This is a genomic window from Streptomyces sp. NPDC086777 (assembly GCF_040702065.1).
Classification (GTDB): Bacteria; Actinomycetota; Actinomycetes; order Streptomycetales; family Streptomycetaceae; genus Streptomyces.
On sequence record NZ_JBFBJI010000001.1, the window covers coordinates 506,068 to 519,153 of the forward strand.

Here is a 13,086-nt window from a genome sequence, read left to right on the forward strand (position 1 = left end):
GTCCCACCCCCCCGCCCCCCCCCCCTTCTCCGTCTCGCCCCCCCCCCCTCTTGTCGTCCCCCCCCCCAATCACCCCCCCCGCGGCCGGCGCGCCGGCCCCCCCCCCCCCCCCCGGGTCCGGTGGTGGGTCGGCCGGTGCTCCCCGGGGAGCGGGGAGGCGGCGGTGCTACTCGAACGGGTCGAAGTCGCCGTACTCCCGCAGGGACTCGTCGCGTTCCGCCTCCCGGTCGCGGCGGCGCTGCACGGCGGGGCGCTGTTCCTCGAAGCGGTGGTCCTCGCCGCGGCGGCCGAGCATCTCGGCGCCGGACATCATGGACGGCTCCCAGTCGAAGACCACGGCGTTGTCCTCGGGGCCGATGGCGACGCCGTCGCCGGCCCGGGCGCCCGCCTTCATCAGCCGCTCTTCCACGCCGAGGCGGTTGAGGCGGTCGGCGAGGTAGCCGACGGCCTCGTCGTTGTTGAAGTCGGTCTGGCGGACCCAGCGTTCGGGCTTCTCGCCGCGCACCCGGAAGAGGCCGTCGTCCTCCTGGGTGACGGTGAAGCCGGCGTCGTCGACGGCCTTGGGCCGGATGACGATCCGGGTCGCCTCCTCCTGCGGCTTGGCGGCGCGGGCCTTGGCGACCAGGTCGCCGAGTGCGAACGTCAGCTCGCGCAGGCCGAGGTGAGCGACCGCGGACACCTCGAAGACGCGGTAGCCGCGGGCCTCCAGGTCGGGGCGGACCATTTCGGCGAGGTCCTTGCCGTCGGGCACGTCGATCTTGTTGAGGACGACGATGCGGGGCCGGTCGCCGAGGCCGCCGTACTGCTTGAGCTCCTCCTCGATGACGTCGAGGTCGGAGACGGGGTCGCGCTCGGACTCCAGGGTCGCGGTGTCGAGGACGTGGACGAGGACGCTGCACCGCTCGACGTGGCGCAGGAACTCCAGGCCGAGGCCGCGGCCCTGGCTGGCGCCGGGGATGAGGCCGGGCACGTCGGCGATGGTGTAGACGGTGGAACCGGCGGTCACCACGCCCAGGTTGGGGACCAGGGTGGTGAACGGGTAGTCGGCGATCTTCGGCTTGGCGGCGGAGAGCACGGAGATCAGCGAGGACTTGCCGGCGCTCGGGTAGCCGACCAGTGCCACGTCCGCGACGGTCTTGAGTTCGAGGACGATGTCGTCGAGGTCGCCGGGCTCACCGAGCAGCGCGAAGCCGGGGGCCTTGCGGCGGGCGCTGGCGAGGGCCGCGTTGCCGAGGCCGCCGCGGCCGCCCTGGGCGGCGACGTAGGAGGTGCCGTGGCCGACGAGGTCGGCGAGGACGTTGCCGGCCTTGTCGAGCACGACGGTGCCGTCGGGGACCGGCAGGACGAGGTCCTGGCCGTCCTTGCCGGCCCGGTTGCCGCCCTCGCCGGGCTTGCCGTTGGTGGCCTTGCGGTGCGGCGAGTGGTGGTAGTCGAGGAGGGTCGTCACCGACTGGTCGACGGTCAGGGTGACGTCGCCGCCACGGCCGCCGTTGCCGCCGTCCGGGCCGCCGAGCGGCTTGAACTTCTCCCGGTGAACGGAGGCGCAGCCGTGGCCTCCGTTACCCGCGGCGATGTGCAGCTCGACGCGGTCCACGAAGGTGGTCATGGTGCTGTGCCTCCTGGGGGTCCCCCCGGCCGAAGGCTGGGGGCGTACGGGTACTGCCAATGTCAACACGCGAAAGGCGGACCCGCCTTCCCGATCGGGAAGTGAGGTCCGCCTCGCGAAACGTTCGGTCTGGGCCTTGAGACTCGGGCTCAGGCGACCGGAACGATGTTCACGACCTTGCGGCCACGGTGGGTGCCGAACTCCACCGCACCGGGCAGCAGCGCGAACAGCGTGTCGTCGCCGCCGCGGCCGACGCCCGCACCCGGGTGGAAGTGGGTGCCGCGCTGACGGACCAGGATCTCGCCCGCGTTGACGACCTGACCGCCGAAGCGCTTGACGCCGAGGCGCTGCGCGTTGGAGTCACGACCGTTACGGGTGGACGATGCGCCCTTCTTGTGTGCCATCTCTCCTCAGTCCCTTACTTCGCAGCCGCGGGGATCTCAGTGACCTTGATCGCCGTGTACTGCTGGCGGTGGCCCTGACGACGGCGGTAGCCGGTCTTGTTCTTGTAGCGAAGGATGTCGATCTTGACGCCCTTGTGGTGGTCCACGACCTCGGCCTGGACCTTGATGCCGGCCAGGACCCACGGGTCGCTGGTCACAGCGTCGCCGTCGACAACGAGCAGGGTCGAGAGCTCGACCGTGTCGCCAACCTTGGCGGTGGAAATCTTGTCAACCTCGACGATGTCACCGACAGCAACCTTGTGCTGGCGGCCACCGCTGCGCACGATGGCGTACACGCGGATCTCACTCTCTCGCTCGGGAACGGCACCCCCGCAGTCCAGCCGTCCGGCGAACGCGGGCGGCCTCTCCGGGAACAGGGTGTGCTCCGGAGGAAGAGGTTTACGGGGATGTGGCACGTCCTCATATCCATGGACACGCCGACGGTCAAGGTTACGGGGCCGCGCGGAGGCGGTCAAACCGGGCTCGTGCCGGTCGGCGCGGCCGGTGCTGCCGCCGACCCGGTCGCTCCTGGGAAGCGGCTGCGGTTACCCTGTGACCTCCACTCGTGCATCAGTTGATCACCGGCTGTACACGGATCATTAATGTCGCAGTCTGCATCCCAAAACTGGAGCCAGGTAACAGAGATGTCGATCAAGGTGAGCGTCATCATCCCGGTGTACAACCCGGGTAAGTACATCCAACCCTGCATCGACTCCCTGTTGAGGCAGACGCTTCCCGCGAACGAGTTCGAGGTCCTGTTCGTCGACGACGGTTCGACCGACGAGAGCCCCGCGGAGCTGGACGCCCTCGCCGAGCAGCATCCGCATTTCCGGGTGATCCACATACCGAACTCCGGCTGGCCCGGCAAGCCGAGGAACATCGGCGTGGGCGAGGCGAAGGGCGAGTACGTCCAGTTCGTCGACCAGGACGACTACCTCGCCTCCGACGCTCTGCGCCGGCTGTACGAGATGGGGCACCGCAACGGCTCCGACATCGTCATCGGCAAGGTGGCCAGCAATTTCCGGGGTGTACCGCACGGCGTCTTCAAGGTGGATCGGGAGAAGTGCACCATCCACGACGCGCCGCTGTACGACAGCCTCACGCCGCACAAGATGTTCCGCACGGAGTTCCTGCGCGAGAACGGGATCGCCTATCCCGAGGGCAAGCGGCGCCTGGAGGACCAGCTGTACATGATGGAGGCGTACTTCCCCGCGAAGGTCGTCTCCATCCTCGGCAGCTACACCTGCTACTACTACTCGAAGCGCGACGACGGCCAGAACGCGGGTTCCGCGCGCATCATCCCGTCGGGTTACTACGGGAACCTCCGTGAGGTGCTCGACGTCGTCATGGCGAACACCGAGCCCGGTGACTTCCGCGACCTGCTGCTGCGCCGTTTCTACCGGGTGGAGATGCTCGGCCGGCTCAGCGAGCCCAGCGTCCTCAAGTACGACGAGGCCTATCTGGGCGAGATGCTGGAGGCCGTGCAGCCGCTGGCCGAGGAGTACATGGGCGAGGGCGTGCGCGACGGGCTCGGCGGCCTCACCCGCGTCCGCTCGACGCTGCTGGGCCGCGGCGACGGCGACGGCCTGGTGCGCTTCGCCCGCTTCGGGACCTCCGTCAAGGGCGCGACCCGGCTGGAGACGGCCGAGTGGCGGCCCGACGGCAAGCTGGCCGTCACCCTCAGCGCCCGGCTGGTGCACGGCGACGACGCCGAACCGGTCCGCCTGCTGCGTCGCGACGGCCGCTTCTACCTGCACCCGGAGCTGGTCGAGGACGTGCTGGAGGCCGGTGAGCTGGTCGACGTCACGGACGAGATGGACCAGTTCAGGGCCGAGATGTCGCTGCGCAACCGCGAGACGGCCGTCGAGTGGCCGTGCGCGGCCGAGTTCACCTCGCACGTCGAGGACCTCGGCGACGGCGCCTGCGAGGTCGTCCTGCGCGGCAGCGGCGTGGTCAGCCCCCAGGGCGTGAAGGGGCGCGGCCCGGTCTCCAAGGGCTTCTGGGACATCTGGGTCAGCGTCCGGGGCCTCGGCCTGGTCCGCAAGGCCCGGCTCGGTGCCGACCGCGTCGCCGGTGTGGAGACGGAGCTGCGTCCCGCGCTGCTCGGCTCCCCCGCCCGTCCGGTCATCCCGTACTTCACCGACCCGCACGGCAACCTCACCCTGGACGTCGCGCGCCGCAGCAAGAAGCTGGCGCCGTACCTGGAGGACCGCCCCGTGCAGCGGATGCCGGGCAACCGCCCGGAGCTGCGCCTGGACGTGTTCACCCGTCCGAAGACCGCGCCGGCCAGGACCGAGCTGGTGCTCAGCTCCGGGGACGGCGACCGTACGCACGTGGTGTCCGCCGAGATCCGCAACGTGGCCGGCCGCGCCCACATCGCCGTTCCCGCGCGCGCGGGGTCGGTGCCCGCGGGCCGCTGGAACCTGGCGGCCCGGCTGGACGGCGAGAAGGCCCCGGCCCTGCCGCTGGGCACCGTGACGGTCCGCGGCAACGGGCGGCTGCGGCTCGACGACACCCTGCCCGAGGTGGATGCCGAACTGGTGCGCACGACGCTGGCCAAGCGCCGCAAGGCGGCCCTGCGGCGGCGGCTGCGCGCCGTGGGCGGTCCGGTCGTGCGCAGGCTGCCCGCACCGGCCCGCAGGAAGCTGCGCGGCCTGGCGGCGAAGCTGACCGGCTGACCGCCGGACCCACCACGGACACGCACCACGACAAGGATGTGATCGACATGCGGGAGCTCGGCATCGCCGGCGCCTGGATCCACGAACCGAAGGTCTTTCCGGACGCCCGCGGGAGCTTCCACGAGTGGTTCAGGGGAGCGGACTTCGAGGAGGCCACGGGTCACCGCCTGAACCTGGCGCAGGCCAACTGCTCGGTCTCCAGCCGCGGCACCCTGCGCGGCATCCACTTCGCCGACGTGCCGCCCAGCCAGGCCAAGTACGTCAAGTGCGTGCGGGGTGCGGTGCTGGACGTCATCGTCGACATCCGTACCGGCTCGCCCACGTACAAGCAGTGGGAGGCCGTACGGCTGGACGACGTGGACCACCACTCGGTCTACCTCTCCGAGGGTCTCGGGCACGCCTTCATGGCGCTGACCGACGACGCCACCGTGGTGTACCTGTGCTCCGAGGGGTACGCCCCGCAGCGCGAGCACGGCATCCACCCGCTCGACCCGGAGCTGGGCATCGAGTGGCCGTCGGACCTGGCCCCGGTGCTGTCCGAGAAGGACGCCGCCGCGCCGTCCCTCGCCGTCGCCGAGGCCGAGGGTCTGCTGCCGTCGTACGAGGCGTGCCAGGCCTACCTGGCGGAGCTGCGCGCCTGAGACCGGTACGACGAGGGGCCTCGCGGATCTTCCGCGAGGCCCCTCGTGCTTGTCGTGCTGCCGGTCAGCCGCCCAGGGCCGCGATCTGCCCGCGCAGCCGCTCGAAGCCGGCGCGTGGGCGGCGCAGGTTCCGGGCCCGGATCAGGGCGGGCCAGAAGTCGGCCGCGAGCAGCGCCTCCGGGCGTGCGGCGTGTTTGCGCACCAGCACCTCGTCGGGGACCGTCTGCGGGTCCGGGGTGACGTACTCCTTGAGGATGTCGTCGTACGCCTCCTTGAGGACCGTGTTCTGCGGATCGGCGCCGAAGACGACGGCGACACCGGTCGGGGCGGTGTCGATCTCGAGGACGACCAGGTCGGGGCGGTACTTCCGCAGGACCGTGACCAGCTTGTAGACGTCGCCGGTCCAGTACTTGGTGTGCCGGTCGCGTGCCGCCTCGTCCACGTCGCGGGGCAGCATGTCGTCCAGGACGATCACGCTCGACCAGTTCGAGTGGCGTTCGACGTTCATGAAGTCGCGCAGTGCGTACTCGAAGAGATGCATGCCGTCGATGAAGGACAGTTCCAGCGTGGGATCGCCGCCGAGCACGCCGAGCGGGTCGCGGCGGGCGAGGGCGCGGAAGGGGTTGCGGCCCCGCCGCAGGTGCACCAGAGGGTCCTTGCGGGCGAAGAAGTCGTCACTGGTCGACTGGACCAGGTGGACGTCGCAGCTGATCGACGTCACCACCTTGAAGGCCGGGTCGATCGCCACGGACGCGACACGTGAAAGCGCCAGGCTACGACCGTCATTGACGCCGATTTCCAGATAGTTGCGCGGGCGATAGACATGGTGCAGTCCACGCAACAGTTCATGACGGTTCACTCAAGCGGCCTTTCGTCGTGATTCCGCTGTTCGGGTTCCCGGCGAAGTTACTCGTTGACAGGCAGGTGCGTAACCTTTCCCGTCAATTTACCGGGTGTTCCCTGTGAACCGGGGGGCGGGTGAGGATTTTCTTACCCGGCATCCCGGCGTCCCGGCTACCGTTCCCGTCCGGACGGTCACGCTGTGCAAGGGGAGGTGCACATGCGAACGGCTCCCGGTCCTGGGACCGGGAGCCGTTCGTCGCTACGTGGGCCGTGGCCGTCAGCTCTCGTCGGAGGCGGTGGTGACCGTGGTGGTCTTCTTCGCGGTCGACTTGGCGGCGGCCGTCTTGGCGGTCTTGGCCGCCTTCTTGGCCGTCGTCTTCTTCGCTGCCGTCTTCTTGGCAGCGGTCTTCTTGGCGGCCGTCTTCTTGGCAGCGGTCTTCTTGGCGGCCGTCTTGCGGGCCGTCTTCTTGGCCGGAACTGCCTCCTCGACGCCCTCCTGGACGGACTCCGCGGCCTCAGCGGCCCCGGCGGGGGCCTCTTCCGCAGCCGGCGTCTCGGCCGAGGGCACGACCACGACGGCCGCTTCCTCGGACGCGGTCGGCGCGGTGGCCTTGCGCACCGCACGGCGGCGTGGGCGGGCCGGAGCGGCGCTCTCGGCGGCTGCGGCCGCGGGCTCCGCGGCCGGAGCGGCGACGGACTCCGTCACCGCCTCGGCGACGGTCTCCGCGACCGGGGCGCTCTCGGCGACGACCGTGACCACGGTCGCCTCGGCACCGGCCGGGGAGCCGGCGGGTGCCGACACCTTCCGGGTGGCGCGCCGACGCGTACGGCCCGTGGGTGCGGCCTCCTCGGCGGCCGGGGCCTGCGGGGCCTCGATCACCGGGTCCTCCGCGGCGACCGGTTCGGCGTGCGCCGCGGCGGCCGGCTCCGGCACCACCGGACGCTCCGCCTCGACGGCGGCCGGTACGTCCTGCGCGGTCGGCGCCCCGGCCTCGGCGGCCGGGGACTCGGTGCCGGTGCGTGCCGTGCGGCCCCTGGGCGCGCCGGCCGGGGCCGAGGCCCTGCGGCTCGCGCGGCGGCGGCTACGGCCGCGGCCGGCCGCGGCCTCCGCCTCGGCGACGCTGCTGTACAGCTCCTCGTCGGGCGCGAAGTCGGGCGCGGGCAGTGCGACGGGCCCGGCGGCCTCGGCGGCGACCTCCGCCGCCGTCTCGACGGCGTGGACGGCCTCGGCGTGCTCGACGGCCCCGTCGGCCACGACCTCGTGGGTCTCGTGCGTCTCGTGCACGTCGTGGTCGTGGTCGTGCCCGTCGCCGCCGCGTCCGCGCTTCCTGCGCTTGCCGCCGCCACCGCCGCCACCGGAGCTGGGCTGCTCCATGTGGACGATGACGCCCCGGCCGTTGCAGTGCACGCAGGTCTCGGAGAAGGACTCCAGGAGGCCCTGTCCGACGCGCTTGCGGGTCATCTGGACGAGCCCCAGCGAGGTCACCTCGGCGACCTGGTGCTTCGTACGGTCCCGCCCGAGGCACTCGAGCAGGCGCCGCAGCACCAGGTCCCGGTTGGACTCCAGGACCATGTCGATGAAGTCGATGACGATGATGCCGCCGAGGTCGCGCAGCCGGAGCTGGCGGACGATCTCCTCGGCCGCCTCCAGGTTGTTGCGGGTCACCGTCTCTTCGAGGTTGCCGCCCTGGCCGGTGAACTTGCCGGTGTTGACGTCGACGACGACCATCGCCTCGGTCCGGTCGATGACCAGCGAACCGCCGCTGGGCAGCCAGACCTTGCGGTCCAGCGCCTTGGACAGCTGCTCGTCGATCCGGTAGGTGGCGAAGACGTCGACCTCGGAGGTCCACTTCGACAGCCGTTCGGCGAGGTCGGGCGCGACGTGCGAGACGTAGCCGTGGACGGTCTCCCAGGCCTCGTCACCGCTGACGACGACCTTGGAGAAGTCCTCGTTGAAGATGTCGCGGACGACCCGGACGGTCATGTCGGGCTCGCCGTACAGCAGCGACGGCGCATTCGAGCTGCCGCCGTTCTTCGACTTCTTCTGGATGTCCTCCCACTGCGACTGGAGGCGTTCGACGTCGCGGCGCAGTTCGTCCTCGCTGGCGCCCTCGGCGGCGGTGCGCACGATGACGCCCGCGTCCTCGGGGACGATCTTCTTGAGGATGGTCTTCAGCCGGGCGCGCTCGGTGTCGGGCAGCTTGCGGCTGATGCCGGTCATCGAGCCCTCGGGGACGTACACGAGGTAACGGCCGGGGAGGGAGACCTGGCTGGTGAGGCGGGCGCCCTTGTGGCCGATCGGGTCCTTCGTGACCTGGACGAGCACGGACTGGCCGGACTTCAGGGCGGCCTCGATGCGGCGCGGGCCGTTGGCCATGCCGAGCGCCTCGAAGTTGACCTCGCCGGCGTAGAGGACGGCGTTGCGGCCCTTGCCGATGTCGATGAAGGCGGCCTCCATCGACGGCAGCACGTTCTGGACCTTGCCCAGGTAGACGTTGCCGACGTACGAGGTCGACTGCTCCTTGTTGACGTAGTGCTCGACGAGCACGCCGTCCTCCAGGACGCCGATCTGGGTGCGGTCGCCGTGCTGGCGTACGACCATCACGCGTTCGACGGCCTCGCGGCGGGCGAGGAACTCGGCCTCGGTGATGATCGGGACGCGGCGGCGGCCCTGCTCGCGGCCCTCGCGGCGGCGCTGCTTCTTGGCCTCCAGGCGGGTCGAGCCCTTGATGGACTGGACCTCGTCGGACGGCTCGGAGGGCTTGCGGGGCTCGCGGACCTTGACGACCGTGCGCTCCGGGTCGCCGTCGCCGGGCTCGGTGTCGGGGGTGTCCCCGGCACGCCGGCGGCGGCGCCTGCGACGGCGGCTGCTGGAGGAGGACAGGCCGGCCTCGTCGTGGCCTTCCTCGTCGTCCTCTTCCTCCTGCTCGGCGGTGTCCTCGGCATCCTGCTCGGCCTGCTCGGCGGCGACCTCGTCGGTGCCGTCGTCGGCGCCCTCGCCGTCGGCGGCGTCACCGCGGCGGCGGCGCCGGCCACCGCGACGGCGGCGCCGGCGGGAGCCGGACTCCTCGGCCTCGTCCTCGCCGTCGCCGTCGGCGAGGTCCTCGGCGGACTCCTCCGGCTCGTCGGTCTCGTCCTCGGCGGCGGTCTCGGTGACCGGGGCCTCCTCGGCGGCGCCCCGGCGGCGGCGCCGACGGCGCGAGCCGGCCTCGGCCTGCTCGGTCGGCTCGGCGGCGAACGCCGTACCGGCGGATGCGGCGGCGGCCGCGGGAGCGGAGGGTGCGGCGGCGGCCGGGGCGGCCGCGGGCTCCTCGGGTTCGCCGGTGCCCGCGGCGAAGGCGGCGGCCTCGGCGGCGGCGCGCTCGGGGGTCTGGAACTTCGGCTCGGTGAACACGGGCGCCTGGAAGACGGCGACGGCGGGCCGGGCGGGGCGGCGCTGCGGCTCCTCCTCGGCGTCGGCCCGTGCGGCGGGCTCGGAGAAGCCGGTGGCGGCCTGCCGGACGACGCGCCGCCTGCGGCGCGGCGTCTCGGCCTCGACAGCCTCGGCCACCTCGACGACCTCGGTGGCCGGGGTCTCGGTGGCCACGGCCTGCGGCGCCTCGGCGGCGGCCTCGGGCGCACCGGCGGGCGCGGACACCCTGCGGGTGGCGCGACGGCGGGTACGGGGGACGGAGGCGGTCTCCTCGGGAGCCTCGACGGCCTCAGGCGCCTCGGAGGCGGTTTCGGTGACGGCCTCGGCGGCGACGGCCGTGGCCTCCTCGCCCGCCTCGGCGGGGTCGGCGGTGGGTGCGGAGACCCGGCGGGTGGCACGGCGGCGCGTCCGCGGAGCGGGCGCGGCCTCCTCGACGCCGTCGGCGGCGGACTCGACCGCGGCCGGGCTCTCGGCGGGCTCGGTGACGGCAGCGGCAGCGGCCACGACGGTCTCCGCGGCCTCCGCCGCCTCGGCGGGGGCTCCGGCGGGTGCGGAGGCCCGGCGGGTCGCACGGCGGCGCGTCCGCGGAGCGGGCGCGGCCTCCTCGGCGGCCTCGACGGTGTCAGCGGTCTCCGTGGCCTCTTCTGTGACCTCGCCCGTCGCGTCCGCGGCGGATTCGAGGGTGTCGCCCTCGGCGGCCGGTATGGCCGGCACGGTGGTCTCGGCCACGGCCTCGGTCCCGGCGGGCGGTCCCGCGGGGCGGGACGCGGCACGGCGACGCCTGCGCGGCGGCAGGGTGTCGCTGGGGGTGTTCAGTTCGGAGCCCTCGGTGGGCTCGGTCGGTTCGAGCATGCGGGCGTTTCTCCCGTCAGGCTCCCGGGCGCCGCGCCTGGTCCGGCGTCGATCGGTTCGAGCGACCGCCGGTGACGTCCACGGCTCGCGCGATGCGCGGTGCCGCCGTGTGGGGCGCGGGCGCCGCACAGGAGCTTTCTGTGTCCTGTCTCGCCGGTTCCGTACGCCTTGTCGCGGACGGCCTGGCGAAAGTCTTCTGGTCGGTGCGCTGCCCGACCCAGGTGGCTCCCGAGTACGAGGGCGGCGCTACGACGTCCGTCCTTCGCGGGACCTTCCTTACGCCGGCGCCGTCGCGGCGGCAGTCGGTTCGGCCTTCGAGAGGGCCTCCGCTGCCTCGCGGTCGGGCGCGAGCGGGTCGGTCACCGTGCCGGTCTCTTCATCGAGCAGCCCCTGCGCCAGCCTGGTCACCGCTGCGGGGACCGGCGGCGCCAGGTCGGCCACGGCGCGGAGACCGGACAGGACGTCGTCGGGTCGTACGGCAGGCGTCACGTGCCGAACAACCAGCCGCAGTATCGCACAGGGCTGGTCGGTCGGCCTATCAGCCGTTTCACTCTGTGTTTCAAGTCGTACGACGGCGGGGCGGGCGTCGAAGGTGCGGACGCCGTTCTTGGTGGTGCGCTGGACCTCGACGGACTCGACGGCGTTGAACGCGGCGACGGCCTTCTCGGCCTCCGCCGGGTCCTGGCCGGTCAGCCGCAGCTCCCACACGGAGGCGGTGAGCCGGTCGGCCAGTCCGGACGTGTGCGCCTCGACCGCGTCGACGATGTCGAGCCCGTCGGGCAGGGACTCGTCGAGGAGGGCGCGCAGCCGCTCCGGGTCGCGGGGTGCGGTGAGCGCGATCTCCAGGTACTCGGCCTCGCTGCCCGTGCCGGTGGGTGCGGCATTGGCGTACGACACCTTCGGGTGCGGTGTGAACCCCGCCGAGTACGCCATGGGCACCTCGGCGCGGCGCAGCGCACGCTCGAAGGCGCGCTGGAAGTCACGGTGGCTGGTGAACCGGAGGCGGCCGCGCTTGGTGTAGCGCAGTCGGATGCGCTGCACCGCGGGAGCGGGCGGCGGGCCTTCGGGCTGTCGCTTGCCCAGTGTCGTCAGTCCTTCGTGGTTCTCGTGCGTTCTTGTGCGTGGTCGTGCGGGGCCGTACCGCCGGGGCCGTACGGCTGTGCACTGCTACTCATCAAGAGTACGTGTGTCGCGGCCCGTGGGTTCCCGGCGGTTCACGGGCGCGGGCGGCCGCGGCTCGCCGAAGAGGGCGCGGCGGAGGTCGGCGCGGGCCTGGCGGACGGCACGGCCGATCGCGCGTGCGGCCTCGGCCACCGGGTGCAGGACCAGGTCGCGGACGACGTGCCCGACCGGGGTGAGGACGGTCCGGTACATCCATCGCGCGGGCGTCAGGAAGATCCACCGGAAGAGGGTCCCGATCACCCGTCCGACGGCACGTGCGACGTACCCGGCGGCCCGCCAGGCATGGCCGAGTGCCTCCCCGGTCTCGCGCAGGACGATGCCGAGGACTCGGCCGGCCGGGGCGAGGATCCAGCGCCACAGCGCGAGGGCGGGCAGGACGAGGAGCCAGCGCCACACGGCGAGGGCGGGCAGGACGAGGAGGACGCGCGCGATCCGGTACAGGGCGGTGCCGAGCATCCCGAGCACCTGTTCAAGGATTTTCACGACTGGCGTGAGGAGCCGTACGAGCGCGTGGCCGATCGGGGTGAGCACGCGCGCGTGGAACCACCGCAGGGCGTGGCCGAGGGGGGTGAGCAGGTGGCGGTACAGCCAGACCAGGGGGACGACGAGGAGCGCGTGGAGGACCAGGCCGGCCGCGCGTCCCACCGGCGCGAGGACGTACCGCCACAGGAACCGTGCGGTCGCGGCGAACGCGTCCCAGAGCAGGCGTACCGGCAGCACGACCAGGAAGACGAAGATCCGCACGGGGATTCTGATCGCGACGACCAGGCATCCCTCGGGGTGCTGCGACGGCGGCCGCGACTGTGGCCGTGACTGTGGCGGCCGCTGCGGCCGATTCTGCATGTCCATGGCCGGAGGGACGTTATCGCGTACCGCGCGGATGCGTTCGGTCGCCCTTGATCACCGAACGGCAGCGAGAAGGTAACGGTTGACCCGCGCACGCCAATATGAATGGAACCGGCCATCCCGGCTTGATTTGCTGTGCGGACAATCAAGCCTTGATCCCCGGGGGGACGAGTAATGAACTGGTACCTGGACGTCCTGAAGAAGTACGTGGTGTTCAGCGGACGCGCCCGCAGGCAGGAATACTGGATGTTCACGCTGATCAACGTGATCATCGCGATCGTGCTCGTCGCCGTCGGCGCGGCCATCCACTTCTCCGCCCTCGCGGCGATCTACGACCTCGCGGTCTTCCTGCCCAGCCTCGGCGTCGCGGTCCGCCGGCTGCACGACACCGGCCGCTCCGGCTGGGCGATCCTGGTCGGCATCATCCCGCTGGTCGGCTGGATCTTCGTGCTCGTGTGGCTCGCCTCCGACGGCAAGCCGGAGGAGAACCAGTACGGCGTCAACCCGAAGTACGCGGCCGCCGTCTGACCCGCAGACACCCCGAAGGCCCGCCGGAACCGTCCGGCGGGCCTTCGCCGGTTTC

10 protein-coding genes are annotated in these 13,086 nt (G+C 72.1%); 3 read left to right on the plus strand and 7 right to left on the minus strand.

Annotation, left to right across the window (positions count from 1 at the left end; genetic code table 11):
• Window positions 1-166 precede the first annotated feature (166 nt).
• The 3 genes from obgE to rplU form a co-directional block, all read right to left on the minus strand.
• Window positions 167-1,606, minus strand: a complete 1,440-nt coding sequence (obgE, locus tag AB0472_RS02275) for a GTPase ObgE (RefSeq protein ID WP_366352578.1) — start codon at window positions 1,604-1,606, stop codon at window positions 167-169.
• Window positions 1,607-1,755: 149 nt separating this feature from the next.
• The gene (rpmA, locus tag AB0472_RS02280) at window positions 1,756-2,010 is read right to left on the minus strand and encodes a 50S ribosomal protein L27 (RefSeq protein ID WP_030779398.1); all 255 of its coding nucleotides are present in this window, start codon (window positions 2,008-2,010) and stop codon (window positions 1,756-1,758) included.
• Between the two features lie 14 nt (window positions 2,011-2,024).
• Window positions 2,025-2,345 carry a 50S ribosomal protein L21 gene (gene rplU, locus AB0472_RS02285; RefSeq protein ID WP_007381993.1) on the minus strand — a complete coding sequence of 107 codons (321 nt, stop codon included), beginning with the start codon at window positions 2,343-2,345 and terminating at the stop codon, window positions 2,025-2,027.
• Window positions 2,346-2,693: 348 nt separating this feature from the next.
• Between rplU and AB0472_RS02290 the strand changes: the two genes are divergently transcribed.
• Window positions 2,694-4,727, plus strand: a complete 2,034-nt coding sequence (locus AB0472_RS02290; protein ID WP_366352580.1) for a glycosyltransferase family 2 protein — start codon at window positions 2,694-2,696, stop codon at window positions 4,725-4,727.
• A 47-nt stretch (window positions 4,728-4,774) separates the two neighbouring features.
• Entirely contained in the window at window positions 4,775-5,368 is a 594-nt protein-coding gene (gene rfbC / locus AB0472_RS02295; RefSeq protein WP_366352582.1) for a dTDP-4-dehydrorhamnose 3,5-epimerase, read from the plus strand.
• A 64-nt stretch (window positions 5,369-5,432) separates the two neighbouring features.
• Here rfbC and AB0472_RS02300 read toward each other — a convergent pair whose 3' ends face one another.
• The 4 genes from AB0472_RS02300 to AB0472_RS02315 form a co-directional block, all read right to left on the minus strand.
• Entirely contained in the window at window positions 5,433-6,227 is a 795-nt protein-coding gene (locus AB0472_RS02300) for a class I SAM-dependent methyltransferase (RefSeq protein ID WP_366352583.1), read from the minus strand.
• A 261-nt stretch (window positions 6,228-6,488) separates the two neighbouring features.
• Complete coding sequence (locus AB0472_RS02305) at window positions 6,489-10,475, minus strand: Rne/Rng family ribonuclease (protein WP_366352585.1); 3,987 nt, start codon at window positions 10,473-10,475, stop codon at window positions 6,489-6,491.
• Window positions 10,476-10,751: 276 nt separating this feature from the next.
• The gene (locus tag AB0472_RS02310) at window positions 10,752-11,516 is read right to left on the minus strand and encodes a TIGR03936 family radical SAM-associated protein (RefSeq protein ID WP_366352587.1); all 765 of its coding nucleotides are present in this window, start codon (window positions 11,514-11,516) and stop codon (window positions 10,752-10,754) included.
• Between the two features lie 126 nt (window positions 11,517-11,642).
• Entirely contained in the window at window positions 11,643-12,506 is an 864-nt protein-coding gene (locus AB0472_RS02315) for a hypothetical protein (RefSeq protein ID WP_366352589.1), read from the minus strand.
• Window positions 12,507-12,677: 171 nt separating this feature from the next.
• Between AB0472_RS02315 and AB0472_RS02320 the strand changes: the two genes are divergently transcribed.
• Window positions 12,678-13,031 (plus strand): DUF805 domain-containing protein, encoded by a 354-nt coding sequence (locus AB0472_RS02320; RefSeq protein WP_366352590.1) that lies wholly within the window; start codon window positions 12,678-12,680, stop codon window positions 13,029-13,031.
• Window positions 13,032-13,086: the final 55 nt, after the last annotated feature.